This is a genomic window from Pseudomonas sp. 14A (assembly GCF_018132745.1).
Classification (GTDB): domain Bacteria; phylum Pseudomonadota; class Gammaproteobacteria; order Pseudomonadales; family Pseudomonadaceae; genus Aquipseudomonas; species Aquipseudomonas mercuritolerans.
Genome location: NZ_JAGRQJ010000018.1, coordinates 161,556 through 179,623, shown reverse-complemented (window position 1 = coordinate 179,623; position 18,068 = coordinate 161,556). Strand labels below are relative to the sequence as shown.

The 18,068-nt window shown below is 61.2% G+C and carries 14 protein-coding genes; 3 read left to right on the top strand and 11 right to left on the bottom strand.

What is annotated here, in order from left to right:
- Positions 1–236 precede the first annotated feature (236 nt).
- The 3 genes from betA to betI form a co-directional block, all read right to left on the bottom strand.
- Positions 237–1,940 carry a choline dehydrogenase gene (gene betA / locus PS14A_RS23380; protein WP_212617326.1) on the bottom strand — a complete coding sequence of 568 codons (1,704 nt, stop codon included), beginning with the start codon at positions 1,938–1,940 and terminating at the stop codon, positions 237–239.
- Positions 1,941–2,147: 207 nt separating this feature from the next.
- On the bottom strand, positions 2,148–3,620 hold the full coding sequence (betB, locus tag PS14A_RS23375) for a betaine-aldehyde dehydrogenase (RefSeq protein ID WP_212617325.1): 1,473 nt from the start codon (positions 3,618–3,620) through the stop codon (positions 2,148–2,150).
- Positions 3,621–3,708: 88 nt separating this feature from the next.
- The gene (betI, locus tag PS14A_RS23370) at positions 3,709–4,302 is read right to left on the bottom strand and encodes a transcriptional regulator BetI (RefSeq protein WP_008085771.1); all 594 of its coding nucleotides are present in this window, start codon (positions 4,300–4,302) and stop codon (positions 3,709–3,711) included.
- A gap of 486 nt (positions 4,303–4,788) precedes the next feature.
- Here betI and PS14A_RS23365 point away from each other — a divergent pair, with 486 nt between their 5' ends.
- Positions 4,789–6,729 carry a BCCT family transporter gene (locus tag PS14A_RS23365; protein WP_223630511.1) on the top strand — a complete coding sequence of 647 codons (1,941 nt, stop codon included), beginning with the start codon at positions 4,789–4,791 and terminating at the stop codon, positions 6,727–6,729.
- 288 nt (positions 6,730–7,017) lie between these two features.
- Here the strand turns inward: PS14A_RS23365 and choV are convergent, their stop codons facing one another.
- From choV to PS14A_RS23350, 3 genes are all read right to left on the bottom strand, one after another.
- Positions 7,018–8,196: a choline ABC transporter ATP-binding protein gene (gene choV / locus PS14A_RS23360; protein WP_016772804.1), complete on the bottom strand. Its 1,179-nt coding sequence runs from the start codon at positions 8,194–8,196 to the stop codon at positions 7,018–7,020.
- The gene (gene choW / locus PS14A_RS23355) at positions 8,193–9,038 is read right to left on the bottom strand and encodes a choline ABC transporter permease subunit (protein WP_016772805.1); all 846 of its coding nucleotides are present in this window, start codon (positions 9,036–9,038) and stop codon (positions 8,193–8,195) included. Before choW ends, choV begins: the two co-directional genes overlap by 4 nt.
- Before the next feature lie 77 nt (positions 9,039–9,115).
- Positions 9,116–10,063 (bottom strand): choline ABC transporter substrate-binding protein, encoded by a 948-nt coding sequence (locus tag PS14A_RS23350; protein ID WP_016772806.1) that lies wholly within the window; start codon positions 10,061–10,063, stop codon positions 9,116–9,118.
- Between the two features lie 435 nt (positions 10,064–10,498).
- On the opposite strand from PS14A_RS23350, the gene PS14A_RS23345 reads away from it, so the two are divergent.
- Positions 10,499–11,875, top strand: coding sequence for an L-serine ammonia-lyase (locus PS14A_RS23345; RefSeq protein ID WP_212617324.1), 1,377 nt, complete (start codon positions 10,499–10,501; stop codon positions 11,873–11,875).
- A gap of 547 nt (positions 11,876–12,422) precedes the next feature.
- The gene (locus PS14A_RS23340; RefSeq protein WP_007949927.1) at positions 12,423–13,526 is read left to right on the top strand and encodes a GlxA family transcriptional regulator; all 1,104 of its coding nucleotides are present in this window, start codon (positions 12,423–12,425) and stop codon (positions 13,524–13,526) included.
- 89 nt (positions 13,527–13,615) lie between these two features.
- Here PS14A_RS23340 and PS14A_RS23335 read toward each other — a convergent pair whose 3' ends face one another.
- The 5 genes from PS14A_RS23335 to PS14A_RS23315 all read right to left on the bottom strand — a co-directional run bounded on the left by PS14A_RS23335 (position 13,616) and on the right by PS14A_RS23315 (position 18,030).
- Entirely contained in the window at positions 13,616–13,879 is a 264-nt protein-coding gene (locus tag PS14A_RS23335; protein WP_016772808.1) for a hypothetical protein, read from the bottom strand.
- A 370-nt stretch (positions 13,880–14,249) separates the two neighbouring features.
- A complete protein-coding gene (locus tag PS14A_RS23330) occupies positions 14,250–15,413 on the bottom strand; it encodes a gamma-butyrobetaine dioxygenase (RefSeq protein ID WP_212617323.1) in 1,164 nt (387 codons plus the stop codon).
- Positions 15,414–15,439: 26 nt separating this feature from the next.
- Positions 15,440–15,916 carry a thioesterase family protein gene (locus PS14A_RS23325; RefSeq protein WP_016772810.1) on the bottom strand — a complete coding sequence of 159 codons (477 nt, stop codon included), beginning with the start codon at positions 15,914–15,916 and terminating at the stop codon, positions 15,440–15,442.
- Positions 15,917–16,043: 127 nt separating this feature from the next.
- Positions 16,044–17,009 (bottom strand): L-carnitine dehydrogenase, encoded by a 966-nt coding sequence (locus tag PS14A_RS23320; protein ID WP_016772811.1) that lies wholly within the window; start codon positions 17,007–17,009, stop codon positions 16,044–16,046.
- Positions 17,010–17,142: 133 nt separating this feature from the next.
- Positions 17,143–18,030, bottom strand: coding sequence for a 3-keto-5-aminohexanoate cleavage protein (locus tag PS14A_RS23315; RefSeq protein WP_212617322.1), 888 nt, complete (start codon positions 18,028–18,030; stop codon positions 17,143–17,145).
- Positions 18,031–18,068: the final 38 nt, after the last annotated feature.

Genomic DNA, 18,068 nt, shown 5'->3' with positions numbered 1-18,068 from the left:
AATGGAGTAGCGGCATGGCGACAGCGGGGAGGGGTGAAACGGTTGTGCGAGGTCTAGAGTAGGCCTGCGTGGGGGTAGGATCAAGTGAAGAGGGGGTGTAGGGGGATTTACTGTGCAGCGGGGGAATTTGTGCTGAATTTGAGGGCCCATTCGCGAGCAGGCTCGCTCCCACAGTTGAAATGCATTCCAATGTGGGAGCGAGCCTGCTCGCGAAGGTCGCGCCTCGGTCTTACGACTTACTGCGTAACCGGTGTGATATCCCGCATCGGCTTGCCCTTCACCGGCGCGCCGTTCGCGACGTAATACGCAGCGGTGCTGCGTGGCAGCGGCTTGCGGCCACGGATCCTGTCGGCGATTTTCTCGGCCATCATGATCGTCGGCGCGTTGAGGTTGCCGGTGGTGATGATCGGCATGATCGAGGCATCGACCACGCGCAGGCTCTGCATGCCGTGCACACGACCTTCGCCATCGACCACGGCCATCTCGTCGGTGCCCATCTTGCACGAGCAGGACGGGTGGAACGCGGTTTCGGCGTGCTCGCGGATGAACTTGTCGAGCTGCTCATCGGTTTGCACGTCGATGCCCGGGCTGATTTCGCGACCACGGAACGCGTCGAGGGCCGGCTGCTGCATGATTTCGCGGGTCAGGCGGATGCCGTCGCGGAATTCCTGCCAGTCCTGCTCGGTGGCCATGTAGTTGAAGAGGATGCTCGGGTGCTGGCGCGGGTCCTTGGATTTGACCTGGATGCGACCACGGCTCGGCGAGCGCATGGAACCCATGTGCGCCTGGAAACCGTGCTCTTTCACACCGTTGCTGCCGTTGTAGTTAATCGCCACCGGCAGGAAGTGGTATTGGATGTTCGGCCATTCGAATTCCGGACGCGAACGAATGAAACCGCCGGCCTCGAACTGGTTGCTGGCGCCGATGCCGGTGCCGTTGAACAGCCACTCGGCACCGATCGCCGGCTGGTTGTACCAGAGCAGCGATGGATACAGCGAAACCGGTTGGGTGCAGGCGTATTGCAGGTACAGCTCAAGGTGATCCTGCAGGTTTTCACCGACGCCCGGCAGATCGTGGACCACCGGGATGTCGAGGCTTTCCAGCAGTTTCGCCGGGCCGACACCGGAGCGCTGCAGAATCTGCGGCGAAGCGATGGCGCCGGAGCACAGCAGGACTTCCTTGCGCGCCTTGGCTTCAACACGTTCTTCAGCGTCGCCGATCAGGTAACGCACGCCGACCGCACGCTTGCCTTCAAAGAGAATCTTGTCGGTCAGGGCGTGGGTGACGATGGTCAGGGTCGAACGCTTCTTGGCGATGTCGAGGTAGCCACGGGCAGTGGAAGCACGGCGGCCGTTCGGCGTCACGGTGCGGTCCATCGGGCCGAAGCCTTCCTGCTGGTAACCGTTGAGGTCTTCGGTGCGCGGGTAACCGGCCTGCACGCCGGCTTCAACCATGGCGTGGAACAGCGGGTTGTTGCCGGCTTTCGGCGTGGTCACGCTGACCGGGCCGTCGCCACCGTGGTAATCGTTCGGGCCGATGTCACGGGTTTCGGCTTTGCGGAAGTACGGCAGGCAATCGAGGTACGACCAGTCTTCCAGGCCCGGCAGTTTCGCCCAGCCGTCGTAGTCCATCGCATTGCCACGGATGTAGCACATGCCGTTGATCAGCGAAGAGCCGCCGAGGCCCTTGCCGCGACCGCATTCCATCCGGCGGCCGTCCATGTGCGGCTCTGGATCGGTTTCATAGGCCCAGTTGTAGCGACGCCCCTGCAGCGGGAAGGCCAGCGCGGCGGGCATCTGGGTACGGAAGTCGAGGCGGTAGTCCGGGCCGCCGGCTTCGAGCAGCAGAACGGTGACGCCTTCGTCTTCAGTCAGACGGGTCGCCAGAGTGTTACCGGCCGAGCCGGCACCGATGATGATGTAATCGAATTCTTGGGACATTGAATGCACCCTCTTTGAAGTTGGTCAGGTCAACTGTGACCGCGCACCTGTGGCGAGGGGATTTATCCCCGTTCGGCTGCGCAGCAGTCGCAGAGTCAGCGACTGGGTTCTGTCTGGAGAATGGCAGTGTCTGGAGGGGGGCTGCTTTGCAGCCCATCGGGGATAAATCCCCTCGCCACAAAGGCCCCATCCAGACTCTGAGCCAGATCAGAACACCGAGACGTAATCGCCCAGCTCGACCTGTACCGATTTGATGCGGGTGAAGTTGTTCAGCGAGCTGATCCCGTTCTCACGGCCCACGCCCGACTGCTTGTAGCCGCCGACCGGCATTTTTGCGTCGGACTCGCCCCAGGCGTTGATCCAGCAGATACCGGCTTCCAGCTGATGAATCACGCGGTGCGCGCGGTTCAGGTCGCGGGTGACGATGCCGGCGGCCAGGCCGAAGTCGGTGTCGTTGGCGCGGCGGATCACTTCTTCTTCGGTTTCGTAGGAGAGGATCGCCATCACCGGGCCGAAGATTTCTTCGCGCACGATGGTCATGTCGTCGGTGCAGTCGGTGAACACGGTTGGCGCAACGAACGCGCCTTTGGCGAATTCGCCGTCGGTCAGACGACCGCCGCCACACAGGACGCGCGCGCCTTCTTCTTTACCCTTGGCGATGTAACCCAAAACGCTTTCCATGTGCGGGAAGCTGACCAGCGGGCCGAAGTTGGTGTTTTCGTCTTCCGGGTTGCCAACGCGGATGCGGGCAACGCGCTCAACGATCTTGGCCTCGAACGCCGCTTTCAGGTGCGCCGGTACGAACACGCGGGTGCCGTTGGTGCAGACCTGACCGGAGCTGTAGAAGTTGGCCATCATCGCGGTGTCGGCGGCGCGATCGAGATCGGCGTCGTCACAGATGATCAGCGGCGACTTGCCGCCCAGTTCCATGGTCACGTCTTTGAGCGACGAAGCCGAAGCGCTGGCCATGACTTTCTTGCCGGTGTCGGTGCCGCCGGTGAAGGAGATTTTCTCGATGCGCGGGTGCTCGGTCAGCCAGGTGCCGACTTCGCGGCCGCTGCCGGTCAGGACGTTGAACACGCCGTTCGGTACGCCGGCTTCGGTGTAGATCTCAGCCAGTTTCAGGGTGGTCAGCGAGGTGACTTCGCTTGGCTTGAAGATCATCGCGTTACCGGCCGCCAGGGCTGGAGCGGATTTCCACAGGGCGATCTGGATCGGGTAGTTCCACGCGCCGATACCGGCGACCACGCCCAGCGGCTCGCGACGGGTGTAAACGAACGAGGTGTCACGCAGCGGGATCTGCTCGCCTTCGATGGCGGGCACCAGGCCTGCGTAGTATTCCAGCACGTCGGCGCCGGTGACGATGTCGACGTACTTGGTTTCGGAGAAGGATTTGCCGGTGTCCAGGGTTTCCAGTGCGGCCAGCTCATCGTTGCGCTCGCGCAGGATGTCGACGGCGCGGCGCAGGATGCGCGAACGCTCCATGGCGGTCATCGCGGCCCAGACTTTCTGGCCTTTTTCGGCGCTGACCACGGCGCGCTCGACATCTTCCTTGGTCGCACGTTGCACCAGTGCGAGGACTTCACCGTTCGCCGGGTTGATGGCTTCGAAGGTGGCGTCGCTGCCGGCGTCAGTATACGCGCCATCGATGTAGAGTTTTTGCAGTTCGAAACGGGCCATAGTGTCCTCGCAAGTGCATTGGTGGTTGGCGTTGCCCACCGCGATCACGCTGCGGTGGAGTTCAGGGGCCGAGCATTTTCTCTGTGCTCTAGCTCACCTTCTTGGCCAATTGGAAATCCATGTATTCGTAAGCGATCTGTTGCGCCTGAGCGGTGTCGAAAGCGTCTCCGGACAGCGCGCCGCGCAACCACAAGCCGTCAATCAACGCTGCCAGACCCCGGGCGGCGCTGCGCGCATCTTCGAGCGGCAGCACGCGGCGGAACTGGCAGCACAGGTTGGAATACAGACGGTGATCGTTGATCCGCTGCAACCTGTGCAAAGACGGCTGGTGCATGCTGGTGGCCCAGAAGGCCAGCCAGGTTTTCATTGCCGGGCCATTGACCTGGCTGGCGTCGAAGTTGCCTTCGATGATCACCTGCAGATGCGCCCGTGGGCTGTCATCTGCCAGCGCCTGACGGCGCGCGGTGACGCTCTCGCTGAGGGCGGTCATCAGGTACCGCATCGTGGCGGCGATCAGGCCGTTCTTGTCCTGAAAGTAATGACTGATGATGCCATTCGAGACACCGGCCAAACGGGCGATCAGCGCAATGCTGGCGTCCCCCATTCCGACCTGATCGACCGCTTGCAAAGTGGCTTCGATCAATTGTTGGCGGCGGATGGGTTGCATACCGACCTTGGGCATCTTGCACATCTCCTTAGGCCTTCCGAGGGGCGAATGACGCCGATCGGATTGAGGGCCAGTCTATTTTGTTTTGATTGAACGTTCAATCAACAAAGAATAAGATCTGCGACAATTCGTCGCTGCCTACAGAAAATTCCTACGTGTGATGACGATAAAAACCGACACCTGAAACGGCTCGAAACCTGCGTGGGGCATGGCGCGGTTCGCGATTCGATGGACGTGTTGAAAGGGCAAGACGCTCGGGGCCAGGTTTCGGATGAACGTCCGTCGCCTCTGGCCACGAAAGCGAATACGCAACGCCATTTCGGCAGGTTCGGGCTTTTTTCGGAGTGTCTTTATATCACCCGCCGGTCGGCTGCCAACTAACCGATTGGTCGGGTTCCGTGATGCCTTGTGTTCTTCTCTCGCACTGCCTGGAGCATTTGTGCCATGAGTTCTGCCTCGCTAATAAAGACCCCGCCCGAGAAGGTGACGGTCAACGGTTGGGTGTTCTACACCTCGACCGCGCTGATTCTGTTGTTGACCGCCATTCTGATCATCGCCCCGCAAGAGGCCGGCAGAATGTTAGGGATGGCCCAGGCCTGGTTGTCGCGCAGCTTCGGCTGGTACTACATGGTGGTGATCGCCGCTTATCTGGTGTTCGTGGTCGGTCTGGCGTTTTCCTCGTACGGCAAACTCAAACTGGGCAGCAAGGACGACACCCCGGACTTCAGTTACGGCGCCTGGGCGGGGATGCTGTTCTCGTCGGGCATCGGCATTTCGCTGCTGTACTTCGGCGCGTCCGAGCCACTGGATCACTACTTCAATCCGCCGGAAGGCACCTCGGCCACAAACATGGCCGCGCGCCAGGCGGTGCAACTGACTTTCCTGCACTGGGGCCTGCACGGCTGGGCGATCTACGCACTGGTCGGTCTGGCCGTGGCGTATTTCGCCTATCGGCATAACCAGCCGCTGGCGCTGCGTTCGGCGCTGTATCCGCTGGTCGGCGAGCGTTGGGTCAAAGGCGCGGCCGGGCACGCGGTGGACGGCTTCGGCATGTTCGTGACCCTGCTGGGTCTGGTGACCAACCTGGGGATTGGCTCGCTGCAAGTGTCGTCCGGGCTGGAAAACCTGTTCGGCATGGAGCACAGCAACACCAACCTGCTGATCGTTATCATCGTCATGAGCACCGTGGCGACCATCGCCGCAGTGTCCGGTGTGGAAAACGGCATCCGTCGTCTGTCCAACCTGAACATCGTGCTGTTCAGCGGCCTGCTGATTTTCGTCCTGCTGTTCGGCCCGACCCTGCACCTGCTCAACGGCTTCGTGCAGAACATCGGTGACTACCTCAACGGCGTGGTGCTGAAGACCTTCGACCTGTACGTCTATGAAGGCGACAGCGCCAAGTCCGATCGCTGGCTGGGCCTGTGGACCCTGTTCTACTGGGCCTGGTGGATTTCCTGGGCGCCATTCGTGGGCATGTTCATCGCACGGATTTCCCGTGGCCGCAGCGTGCGTGAACTGGTCGCTGGCGTGCTGCTGATTCCGCTGGGCTTCACTTTGGCGTGGCTGTCGATCTTCGGCAACTCGGCGCTGGATCTGGTGATGAATCAGGGCGCGGTGGAGCTGGGCAAGACGGCGCTGGAACAGCCGTCGATGGCGATCTATCAGTTGCTTGAGCATTACCCGGCGTCGAAAGTCGTCATCGGGGTGTCGATCTTTGTCGGCTTCGTGCTGTTCCTGACCCCGGCCGACTCCGGCGCGGTGATGATGGCGAATCTTTCCTGCAAGGGCGGCAACGTCGACGAAGACGCGCCGCACTGGCTGCGGATCTTCTGGTCGGTGGTGATCACGCTGGTGACCATCGGCCTGCTGTTCGCCGGCAACTTCGAAGCCATGCAGACCATGGTGGTGTTGGCCGGCCTGCCGTTCTCGGTGGTGCTGATCTGCTTCATGTTCGGCCTGCACAAGGCGATGCGCCAGGACGTGCAGATCGAACAGGAGCAAGCGCAACTGGCCGAGCGCGGGCGCCGTGGTTTCAGCGAGCGCCTGACGCAACTGGATCTGCAGCCGAGCCAATCGGTGGTGCAGCGCTTCATGGACAAACACGTCACCCCGGCGCTGGAAGATGCAGCGGCGCAATTGCGCAATCAGGGCATTGAAGTGCAGACGCTGCTGGGCAAGGCCAAGCGCTGCATGGGTGTGCGGGTCGAGATGGAAGAGGGCAACCCTTTCGTTTACGAAGTGAGCCTGGATGGTTATCTGGCGACCCCGACCGAATCGGCGCAATCGGATGAAGCGCGTCAGCGTTACTACCGTGCTGAGGTGTATTTGCACAATGGCAGTCAGGATTACGACTTGATGGGCTTCACTCCTGAGCAGATCACCCGGGATGTGTTGGACCAGTTTGAAAGCCATCGGCAGTTGTTGGGGCGGGTTTATAGCTAAAGTCAAAAGCCTGCCCTCACCCCAGCCCTCTCCCGGAGGGAGAGGGAGCTGACCGAGGTGTCTTGCGCTATACGCCGACCTGGAAGACCGAGTCGATTATGGGTTTGGAACCCGACCGGAAGCTTCTCCAAGCCTGAGTTCGACTCGATTTCTCAGGTCGATGTAGCTCGAAAGTTCAACTGGGTCAGTCCCCTCTCCCTCTGGGAGAGGGCTAGGGTGAGGGGCTATTCCTGACCCAACAAAAAGGGATCGCTCACCGCGATCCCTTTTTTTATCCCACCTGGCGCATTACCCCAGATTCTTGCCCAACAACGCGTGATACAACTCGCTGTCGCCGAGAATCCCCACCACATGATTGTTATCGTGCAGCACCAGCTTGTTGCCGGTCTGATAACGGATCTGCAGCGCGTCACGCATGCCGATGTTCGAGTCCACCAGCGTTGGCTTGCGCTCCAGGCCTTCCACCGCTTGCCCCGGTGCCCAGTTCTGCAGATTCAGCACTGAACCGTTCTGCCGTGCGCCTTTGATGGTGTTGCCTTCGGCCAGGTCCAGCCACGAGTCGCCGCCCGGATCGAGGCACACCGAACCGTTGATGCGTTTGCACTTGTCCAGCGTGCGCATCAGGCTGCGGCCGCAGAGTACGTTGAGTGGATTGGTGTGGGCGACGAAGGTGCGCACATAGTCGTCCGCCGGGTTGAGAACGATTTCTTCCGGCACGCTGTACTGGATGATCCGGCCGTCTTTCATGATCGCGATGCGGCTACCCAGTTTGAGCGCTTCATCGAGGTCGTGGCTCACGAACACGATGGTCTTGCTCAGCTTGCGTTGCAGCTCCAGCAGTTCATCCTGCAGGCCTTGGCGGATCAGCGGGTCGAGAGCCGAGAACGGTTCGTCCATCAGCAGAATATCGGCGTCCATGGCCAGCGCACGGGCGAGGCCGACGCGCTGTTGCATGCCGCCGGAAAGTTCGTCCGGCTTCTTGTTGCGCCATTGGGTCAGGCCGACCAGTTCGAGTTTCTCATCGACGAGTTTCTTGCGTTCCTTCTCCGGTCGACCCTGCATTTCCAGACCGAAACTGATGTTCTCGCGCACTGTCAGCCAGGGCATCAGGGCAAACTTCTGGAACACCATGGCAATGCGCTTGGTGCGCATCATTTTCAGCTCGGCGGGCGTGCAGGACGCGATGTCGATCTGACGGTTTTCATGCTCGACGAACAGCTTGCCGCGGCTCACGGTGTTGAGGCCGTTGATGCAGCGCAGCAGGCTCGACTTGCCCGAGCCGGACAGGCCCATCAGCACGCAGATCTCGCCTTTGTTGATGTCCAGCGTGGCTTTTTCCACGCCGACGATCTGACCGGTCTTCTTCAGGATCTCGTTGCGGGTCATGCCCTGATCGAGCAGCTTGAGTGCCTCGCGCGGGTCCTTGGAGAAGATTACGTCGACGTCTTCGAAGCGAATTATGCTCATGCGTCACCCCCTACTTTAGCGTCGGGTTGTTTGCAGATACGGTCGAGCATGATCGCCAGCAGTACGATTGCCAGGCCTGCTTCGAAGCCCAGCGCAATATCAGCAGTGTTCAGTGCGTTGACCACCGGTTTGCCGAGTCCGTCGGCGCCGACCAGTGCCGCGATCACCACCATCGACAGCGACAGCATGATGCACTGGGTGATGCCGGCCGCGATGCTCGGCATGGCGTGCGGCAGTTCGATCCTTGAGAGCAGTTGGCGACGCGAGCAGCCGAAGGCCTTGCCGGCGTCCATCAGTTCTTGCGGGACATCACGGATGCCCAGGTAGGTCAGGCGGATCGGCGCCGCGATGGCGAACACCACTGTGGAGATCAGGCCCGGAACCACACCCAGCCCGAAGAGGGTCAGGGTAGGAATGAGGTAAACGAAGGTCGGTACGGTCTGCATCAGATCGAGCACCGGCCGCATCATGGTGTAGAACATCGGTTTGTGCGCGGCGACGATGCCCAGCGGCACGCCGATCAACACGCAGACCAGGGTGGCGAACAGCACCTGGGCGAGGGTTTCCATGGTTTCCTGCCAGTAACCCAGGTTGAGGATCAGCAGGAACGAGGCGACCACGAACGCGGTCAGGCCCCACTTGCGTTGAATCAGATGGGCAATGATGGCGATCAGGCCAATCAGCACCAACGGGTTGAACCAGGTCAGCGCAAACGTCACGCCGTGGATCATCGTTTCCAGTGTCACGGCGATTGCGTCGAAGGTGTTGGCGCCGTGTTGCGTCAACCATTCGACGAAGCCCGCGATGTACTGGCCTAAAGGTATTTTCTGATCAATCAGCATGGTAGTGAACGTCCGCATGCAAGGAAATTAACAGCCCGGGCAGGCACGCCTGCCCGGCATAAGCGGTGCCCCTCAAATCAAGGCGCGAGCTTGGCTTTCACGGCCTCCAGGCCTGGTTTACCGTCAATGGTGGTCACGCCAGCGAGCCAGGTATCGAGCACCTGTGGATTCTTTTTCAGCCAGGCCTTGGCGGCCGCGTCAGGCTTCATCTTGTCGTCGAGGATGTTGCCCATCAGTTCACTTTCCATGTCGACGGTGAACTCCAGGTTTTTCAACAGCTGACCGACGTTGCTGCATTCTTCGGCGTAACCCTTGCGGGTGTTGGTCGCCACGGTGGCTGCGCCGAAATCGGGGCCGAAGAAATCGTCGCCGCCGGTCAGGTATTGAATCTTGAAGCGCTTGTTCATCGGGTGCGGTGCCCAGCCGAGGAAGACCACGGCGGTGTCGCGCTTCTGCGCCCGGTCGACTTGCGAGAGCATGCCGGCCTCGGAAGATTCGACAATCTTGAAGCCAGCGGTTTTCAGGCCGAAGGCATCCTTGTCGATCATGCTCTGGATCAGCCGGTTGCCGTCGTTGCCCGGCTCGATGCCGTAGATCTTGCCGTCGAGTTCTTTCTTGAATTTGGCGATGTCGGCGAAGTCATGCAGGCCTTTGTCGTACAGGGCTTGCGGCACGGCGAGGGTGTATTTGGCACCCTTGAGGTTGGTGCGCACGGTGTCGACGGTGCCGGCATCGCGATACGGCTTGATGTCGTTCTCCATGGTCGGCATCCAGTTGCCGAGAAACACGTCCATGTTCTTGCCGTCGGCCAGCGACTTGTAGGTCACGGGCACGGAGATCATGGTGGTCTTGGTCTTGTAACCGAGGGCGTTGAGAACAACGGAAGTGGTGGCGGTGGTAGCGGTGATGTCGGTCCAGCCGACATCAGAGAAGTTAACGAGGCTGCACTGTGCCGGTTCTGCGGCTTGCGCCAGTAACGGCAGACTCAGCAGGGCGGCCAACAACAACGACGGGGAACCTTTCATGGATGGACTCCTTGGTGTTTTTTTTGGCAGTGTTCCGACTGTGGACCACCGCACTTATGGGTTGCGGTTGGTGGCGTTCTGACGACAGCTCTACCGCAGCGCCTTGCAATCGAGTCATCCCGATCATGTACCAGTGAAAATCTGACGCCTACAGGGAGGGTCGTATCCAGTACAGGGATGGTCGCTTCCAGTGTCGGTGACGTCGCTTACAGCTTTTTTCCGCCCCCGATGACCTGCTCAACGGCATAAAAACGGCGTATTTGCGGGGCGAAAACGTGACGACGCTGCTGGACATGACTGCGTCGGTGTCAGACGCCGTGCGCGCCGACAAAAGCCCGATGATGCCGGCATTCGGCGGATCGCAGCTTGAGCGTAGCAGCTCCGCCAGCGGGCGCTTTTGCCGCCCGGACCGGTATTCTCAGGAGCTTCGCAGCAATGGCTATCAGCGTTTTCGACCTGTTCAAAATCGGCATCGGCCCTTCCAGTTCCCACACCGTTGGTCCGATGCGCGCCGCCGCATTGTTCGTCGAGTCGCTGCGCGGCAAGCATCAGCTGGAACAGGTGCGGCGCATCGAGGTGCAGTTGTTCGGATCGCTTTCCGCCACCGGCATCGGCCACGGCAGCGACAACGCGGTGATCATGGGCCTGATGGGCGAGTGGCCGGACGCAATCGACCCGGCGCAGATCGGCCCGCGCATTCAGGCGCTGCGCGAAACCCATACGTTGTTATTGGATGGTCGCCTGTCGGTGCCGTTTGTGTGGGCGCGGGACATGCGCCTGATCGATGAAAACCTGCCATTCCATCCCAACGCCATGACGCTGGTGGCCGAAGGCGAGTTCGCTGAGCTGCACCGTGACACCTACTATTCGGTCGGCGGCGGCTTTGTCGTTGATGAGGCGCAAGCGTCCAGTGGTGTGGTCGATCTGGATCGCACCGAATTGCCCTACGACTTCTCCAGCGCGGTCGAGCTGCTGCAGTTGTGCAAAACGCACAACCTGCGCGTCGCTGAACTGATGATGGCCAACGAAAAGGTCTGGCGCAGCGAAGAAGAGATCCGTGCCGGGCTGATGAAATTGTGGCGGGCGATGCAGGATTGCGTCGAGCAAGGCCTCAAGCACGAAGGCATTCTGCCCGGCGGCCTGAACGTGCGGCGGCGTGCGGCGAAGTTGCACCGCAGCCTGCAAGAGCTGAATAAGCCCAATGTCATCGGCTCGACCCTGAGCGCGATGGAGTGGGTCAATCTGTTCGCCCTGGCCGTCAATGAAGAGAATGCTGCCGGCGGGCGCATGGTCACTGCACCGACCAACGGCGCGGCGGGGATCATCCCGGCGGTGCTGCACTATTTCATGAAGTTCAGCGAAGCGGTCACCGACGCCAACGTCGTCGACTATTTCCTCGGCGCGGCGGCGGTCGGCATTCTGTGCAAGAAGAACGCTTCGATCTCTGGCGCCGAGGTCGGTTGTCAGGGCGAGGTCGGTTCGGCCTGCGCCATGGCAGCGGCGGGGCTGTCGGAGATTCTCGGCGCCACGCCCGAGCAATTGTGCAACGCGGCGGAAATCGGCCTGGAGCACAACCTTGGTCTGACCTGCGACCCGGTCGGTGGGCTGGTGCAAGTGCCGTGCATCGAGCGCAATGCAATCGCGGCAGTGAAAGCCATCAACGCGGCGCAAATGGCTCTGCGCGGCGACGGTCAGCACTTTATCTCGCTGGACCGAGTGATCCGCACCATGCGCGATACCGGCGCGGATATGCATGACAAATATAAAGAAACTTCGCGCGGTGGCTTGGCGGTCAGTGCGGTTGAGTGCTGAGCCAGCCACACCGAGGTGGATTCTTCGCGAGCAGGCTCGCTCCCACAATAGATCTCCAGTGAACACAATATTTGTGAACCCCAGATTCCAGTGTGGGAGCGAGCCTGCTCGCGAAGGCGCCAGACCAGTCAAAACTGCTCAACAAAAGAACACCCCGATCCAGCCACGCCACCTTTTGGCGCGTCGCAATCAGACAAGCGTCACTGTCAGTCGTGACTTGTCAGTCGCTACTCGACCGTCCGTCGTCCGTGCTTGCGGTGACACTCTGTGCAAATCCGCTGCAGGCCAGTTCCCACAAGTGCTACCGATCTGCTCACAGGCTGCGCGGCAGGGCTCTCGTGGCGCTTGATGGCACTTCGAAATGGCATGTTCCGAGGTCTCGTATAGACGCGTCGCGAGGTCGTTTTCAGGAGTTATTGAATGGCCGTCCAATTTCAGGCACGGCAATTGCTCTGTCATAACAAAGCCTGCTTTCTCTGTGAGACGCGGGCAATAACAAGAGCCTCCGCCTGAGGCCGCCACCCGCTTTGTGTGAGGAGATACCGCGATGACGTCGTTCAACTCCGGGGCCCAACCCCAGAACCGTGCGCCTCAATCCATCGGCTTTCTGCTGCTGGACAATTTCACGCTGATTTCCCTGGCGTCCGCCGTTGAGCCGCTGCGCATGGCCAACCAGTTGTCCGGTCGCGAGCTGTATCGCTGGAGCACCCTCACCGTCGATGGCGGCCAGGTCTGGGCCAGTGACGGTCTGCAGATCACTCCCGACGCCTCCATGCACAAAGCCCCGCCCCTGGACACGGTGATCGTCTGCGGCGGCATCGGCATTCAACGTACCGTGACCCGTGAACACGTCTCGTGGCTGCAAAGCCAGGCGCGCCAGTCCAAGCGCCTGGGCGCGGTGTGCACCGGCAGTTGGGCGCTGGCCTGCGCCGGTCTGCTCGACGGCTTCGATTGCAGCGTGCACTGGGAATGTCTGGCGGCGATGCAGGAAGCTTTCCCGCGCGTGGCCATGAGCACACGCCTGTTCACCCTCGACCGTAACCGCTTCACCAGCTCCGGCGGCACCGCGCCGCTGGACATGATGCTGCACCTGATCAGCCGCGATCACGGTCGCGAACTGTCGGCAGCGATCTCGGAGATGTTCGTCTACGAGCGCATCCGCAACGAACAGGATCACCAACGTGTGCCGCTCAAGCACATGCTCGGCACCAACCAGCCGAAGTTGCAGGAAATCGTCGCGCTGATGGAAGCCAACCTGGAAGAGCCGATCGATCTGGATGAACTGGCGGTGTATGTCGCGGTGTCGCGTCGACAGCTGGAGCGGTTGTTCCAGAAATACCTGCACTGCTCGCCGTCGCGCTACTACCTGAAGCTGCGCCTGATCCGCGCCCGGCAACTGCTCAAGCAGACGCCGATGTCGATCATCGAAGTGGCGTCGGTGTGTGGGTTCGTCTCCACGCCGCACTTCTCCAAGTGCTATCGCGAATACTTCGGCATCCCGCCGCGTGACGAGCGCGTCGGCTCCAACACCACCCAGCAGGTGGCGATGCTGCCACTGCCGCAGGCCATCGTGATGTCGCCGCTGTCGGGGCCGATGTCAGCGCTGAGTCAGGCGCGCAATGAGTCGACGTTTGCCAGCGTAAGGCTGTAAAGCAAACGATCGCAGCCTTCGGCAGCTCCTAAATTTGGAATACGTTCCCCTGTAGGCGCTGCCGAAGGCTGCGATCTTTTGATCTTTTCTCAGGCGCTGTGGGACTGCTGATAATCCGAGAGGGCCGGCAACAACTGCTTGTCGATCGCCTGACGCACCGCCGGCTGAATGCTGGCGCCGCTGGTGTACATGTCCTTGACCATCTTGCGCAGTTCGAATGCGCGAACATTATCCAGGCCGCGCACCGCACACTCGCAGGCCTGCTCGGCGGTGGTACCGCTCGGCACCTGTATACCCAAGGCCTTGAGCTGGCCCAACAGATCTTCCTGGTCAATCAAATCGGCGTACATCATTACGCAAATCCTTCTGTGGCAACGGAGGTCTTGGCTCGATTCTGGTGGCCCCGACCGGACGCGGCAAGGGCGTTTTGTCGCGGTGGCCGGGACGACTATGAACAGGTCGTTTTCGGCTAACCGACTGGATGGGCGACTAGGCACACTGGCTCCAGCTCGCTTCACGAAGGTTTGGTCACCCTCGCCTGGCAGCTCCTCAACAGTACCCTCCTCAGCTCCGATCCTGTCACGGCTTGATCGGAGTTTTTTTTGCTTTGAATCAGCCAGAGATTTGTTGTTCCCGCTGACGCTTTCGCGAGCAGGCTCGCTCCCACTTTGCAATGCGTACCCCTGTGGGAGCGAGCCTGCTCGCGAAGAACGATGACGCGGTTCAACGTTGCAACACCAGAATCCGCGACAACAACTCATCCCGATCGACATAGCAGCCCTGAAAATGCCGCGCCCCGGTCGCTGGATCAAAGGCATTGCGTGCATGCAGCGTGCGGCGGTTGTCAAAGCACCACAACTCGCCCGGCTTGAGCCGCTGCATCAGCCGAAACCGCGGCTCGCGGGTCATCGCAATAAAGCGCCGATAGGCTCGATACAGCAGCGGCATCTGCGCCACCGACGTATCGAACGCCCCGCGCAGAAAGTTGGCCATGCGAATCTCCGCCACCCGGCCCAGCGCATCCACAGCGATGATCGGCGCCAGGCAGCGATAGTCGCTGTGCCGGTCCTTGTTGCGAAATTCCACGGGGATTTCACACAGGGCCTCAAACAGCTGCGGCTCCTCCTGACGCAAGGCCTCGGCGATCGCAAAACCATCGACGAAAATACTCTCGCCACCCTCGGCATCATTCACCAGACAATGCAGAAATTGCAGCCCCGGTTGCAGCTCGCGAGTCGGCAGATCCGTGTGCAATGGCAGGTTGAAGGCGGTGTAGGCGTTGCTGTCGGCGTCGGCTTTGGATTGCACATTGAACAGCACGCCGAAGTTGCTTTCGCGGATGAAGGAAATCCGCTGCGCGATGAGCTTTAGCGAGCCCGGCTCGGCGGGCACGCCGCGCACTTGGGTCAGGCCGATGTCGCGCACGGCGAGCAACCATTGCAGCAGCGCGGCGTTGTCGTTCATCAGCGCGGTGTAGTCGAACACCGGCAACTGCAGATCGCTGTGCCACAAATGGGGCTGCGGTTTGCCGGCCAGACGTTCGGCGCGGGATTCATCGTCATAGGCATGTGCGCGCAACCAGCCCGGGTCAAAGCGGCTGAGGTGACCGTCCTGCCAGTCGATACGCAGGCAACCATCGCTGTCGATGCGCGTGGCCAGCGGTCGCAAATCCTCGGCGGCATCGACGCTCTCGAAAACCTGCTCGCGAGTGACGATGTAGACACATTGATCACACGGGCAATTGTCGCGCAACCATACGTGGTGAAACGGGCTGACACGTCCGTCAGCCCATTCGATGACAACGCGATCCGCCAGACCCTGCACGCCACCGAGCGCGCTGATCAACGGATAAGTACGAAAATCGGCAACAGCGACGGCGGTGTTCATGGCGGCTCCTTGGCGATGGGGGGGATTTACCGAGCGGGTGGCAGCGCGATCACGCGGCCGATGTAAGCGGGAGCGGGCAGGTCGGTCTGATCGGCGACGATGGCTTGCAGGCGATGCAACGTATCCGGGCTGAACGGTGCCGAGCGCGGGCCGGCGAGGTCGACGTGCAAAAGCATCTGTTCATTGCCGGCCAGCGCTTGCTCATCGCCGACCTTGTGCAGGCTGTGGTAGAGGTGCAGGCGCTTGCTGTCATGGCCGATGATTTGCGTGCGCACTTCGACCTCGGTGTCGAGTTTCACTTCGTGCAGATAATTGAGGTGCAGTTCGAGGGTGAACAGCGAATGGCCGCTGGCCTCGCGGTTGCTGCTGTCCATGCCGAGGCGGTCCATCAGCGCATCGGTGGCGTAGCTGAAGATCAGCAGGTAGAAGGCGTCGCGCAGGTGGCCGTTGTAGTCGACCCAGTCGGGGATGATGGTGGTTTGGTAGGTGGTGAGGTGGGGCATGGTTTCGGTTCCAACATTGATGATGACTGGACTGCCGTCTTCGCGAGCAGGCTCGCTCCCACATTGAAATGCGTTTACCTGTGGGAGCGAGCCTGCTCGCGAAGAGGCCGGAAGCGCTCTGCAAGGTCTATTCGCTGAAACTCATTCCATGCTTTTCCTTGGTGGTCTTCACCGCCTCGAGCACCGCCAGCAAACAATCATCACGATAGCGCTCCAGCGCGGAAATGCTGTGCCGACCGAGCTGATCAGTGGTGCCATCGACCACATCATCGATCAACTTGTCGGTCAGCTCCGGCGCTGGCAGATACGTCCACGGCAACTGCAATGCGGGGCCGAACTGCGACATGAAGTGGCGCATGCCGGCATCGCCGCCGGCCAGGGTGTAGGTCAGGAACGTGCCCATGAACGACCAGCGCAGGCCGGCACCAAAGCGAATCGCATCGTCGATTTCGCCTGTAGTCGCCACACCGTCATTGACCAGGTGCAACGCCTCGCGCCACAGCGCTTCGAGCAGGCGATCGGCGATGAACCCCGGCACTTCCTTGCGCACATGCAACGGGCGCATGCCGAGGGATTGGTAGACTTGCATCGCCGCTTGCACCGCCTCCGGCGCGGTGTTTCTGCCGCCGACGACTTCGACCAGCGGCAACAGATAAACCGGGTTGAACGGATGCCCGACCACGCAGCGTTCAGGGTGTGTCGAACTCTCGTAGAACTCGCTGGGCAAAAGGCCTGAAGTGCTGGAGCCGATCAGCGCATCGGGCTTGGCGGCGGCGCTGATCTTGCTGTGCAGATCGAGCTTCAGTTCCAGCCGTTCCGGGGCGCTTTCCTGGATGAAATCGGCGTCACGCACGCATTCCTCGATGGTTGCGACAAAACGCAGACGGTCCTGCGAAGCGCCGGGCGCCAGGCCGTTCTTCTCCAGCGCGCCCCAGGCATTGGCTACGCGTTGGCGCAATGCCGCTTCGGCGCCGGGCGCCGGGTCCCAGGCCACCACGTCGAGGCCGTGGGCGAGGGCGCGGGCGACCCAGCCACTGCCGATGACACCACTGCCCAGAGCGGCGAAGGTTTTGATTTCGGTGATAAAGCGCATGGTGATTTCCTGAAGAGTTCGAAGAGCCCTGTAGGAGCTGCCGAAGGCTGCGATCTTTTGATCTTGCTTCTAAAAAATCAAAGTCAAAAGATCGCAGCCTTCGGCAGCTCCTACAGGTGAAATGGGTGATGGATCAGCCGCGCTGGGTCAGGCCCATTTTCTTCCGGCCTTCTGCCGGTGTGAGCACGCGGGCACCGAGGCGGCTGAGGATTCCCGTGGCGCGTTCAACCAATTGGCCATTGGTCGCCAGCACGCCTTTGTCCAGCCACAGGTTGTCTTCCAGCCCGACCCGCACGTTGCCGCCCAGCAGCACCGCTTGTGCGGCCATCGGCATCTGCATGCGGCCGATGCCGAAGCCGGCCCACACCGCGTCGGCGGGCAGGTTGTCGACCATGGCTTTCATCGTGGTGGTGTCGGCCGGCGCGCCCCACGGGATGCCCAGACACAGCTGGAACAACGGGTTGTCGAGCAAGCCCTCCTTGATCATCTGCTTGGCGAACCACAGATGCCCGGTGTCGAAAATCTCCAGTTCGGCCTTCACGCCCAGTTCGGTGATGCGCTTGGCGCCGGCGCGCAGTTGCGCCGGGGTAGAGACGTAAATGGTGTCGCCGTCGCCGAAGTTCAGCGTGCCGCAATCGAGGGTGCAGATTTCCGGCAGCAGTTCTTCAACGTGGGCAAGACGCGTCAGCGGGCCGACCAGATCGGTGTTCGGGCCGAACTCCATCGGGTTCTCGCCCGCGCCGATTTCCAGGTCGCCACCCATCCCGGCGGTGAGGTTGACGATGATGTCGACGTCCGCCTCGCGGATGCGCTCCATCACTTCGCGGTACAGCGCCACGTCACGGCTGAACTTGCCGGTCTGCGGGTCGCGCACATGGCAGTGCACGACGGTGGCGCCGGCCTTGGCCGCTTCCACCGCGGCAGCGGCAATCTGTTTCGGGGTGACCGGCACGTGTGGGCTCTTGGCGGTCGTGTCGCCAGCACCGGTAAGTGCGCAGGTGATGATGACGTCGTGGTTCATGGTGCGTTTCCTTCAGGCGTGATGGGTCTGTCCGCAGC

Excerpts from the sequence above, each read along its gene's own strand:
- betA (WP_212617326.1), bottom strand. The coding sequence starts at position 1,940 with ATGTCCCAAGAATTCGATTACATCATCATCGGTGCCGGCTCGGCCGGT.
- betB (WP_212617325.1), bottom strand. The coding sequence starts at position 3,620 with ATGGCCCGTTTCGAACTGCAAAAACTCTACATCGATGGCGCGTATACT.
- betI (WP_008085771.1), bottom strand. The coding sequence starts at position 4,302 with ATGCCCAAGGTCGGTATGCAACCCATCCGCCGCCAACAATTGATCGAA.
- choV (WP_016772804.1), bottom strand. The coding sequence starts at position 8,196 with ATGAGCATAATTCGCTTCGAAGACGTCGACGTAATCTTCTCCAAGGAC.
- choW (WP_016772805.1), bottom strand. The coding sequence starts at position 9,038 with ATGCTGATTGATCAGAAAATACCTTTAGGCCAGTACATCGCGGGCTTC.
- PS14A_RS23350 (WP_016772806.1), bottom strand. The coding sequence starts at position 10,063 with ATGAAAGGTTCCCCGTCGTTGTTGTTGGCCGCCCTGCTGAGTCTGCCG.
- PS14A_RS23345 (WP_212617324.1), top strand. The coding sequence starts at position 10,499 with ATGGCTATCAGCGTTTTCGACCTGTTCAAAATCGGCATCGGCCCTTCC.
- PS14A_RS23340 (WP_007949927.1), top strand. The coding sequence starts at position 12,423 with ATGACGTCGTTCAACTCCGGGGCCCAACCCCAGAACCGTGCGCCTCAA.
- PS14A_RS23335 (WP_016772808.1), bottom strand. The coding sequence starts at position 13,879 with ATGATGTACGCCGATTTGATTGACCAGGAAGATCTGTTGGGCCAGCTC.
- PS14A_RS23330 (WP_212617323.1), bottom strand. The coding sequence starts at position 15,413 with ATGAACACCGCCGTCGCTGTTGCCGATTTTCGTACTTATCCGTTGATC.
- PS14A_RS23325 (WP_016772810.1), bottom strand. The coding sequence starts at position 15,916 with ATGCCCCACCTCACCACCTACCAAACCACCATCATCCCCGACTGGGTC.
- PS14A_RS23320 (WP_016772811.1), bottom strand. The coding sequence starts at position 17,009 with ATGCGCTTTATCACCGAAATCAAAACCTTCGCCGCTCTGGGCAGTGGT.
- PS14A_RS23315 (WP_212617322.1), bottom strand. The coding sequence starts at position 18,030 with ATGAACCACGACGTCATCATCACCTGCGCACTTACCGGTGCTGGCGAC.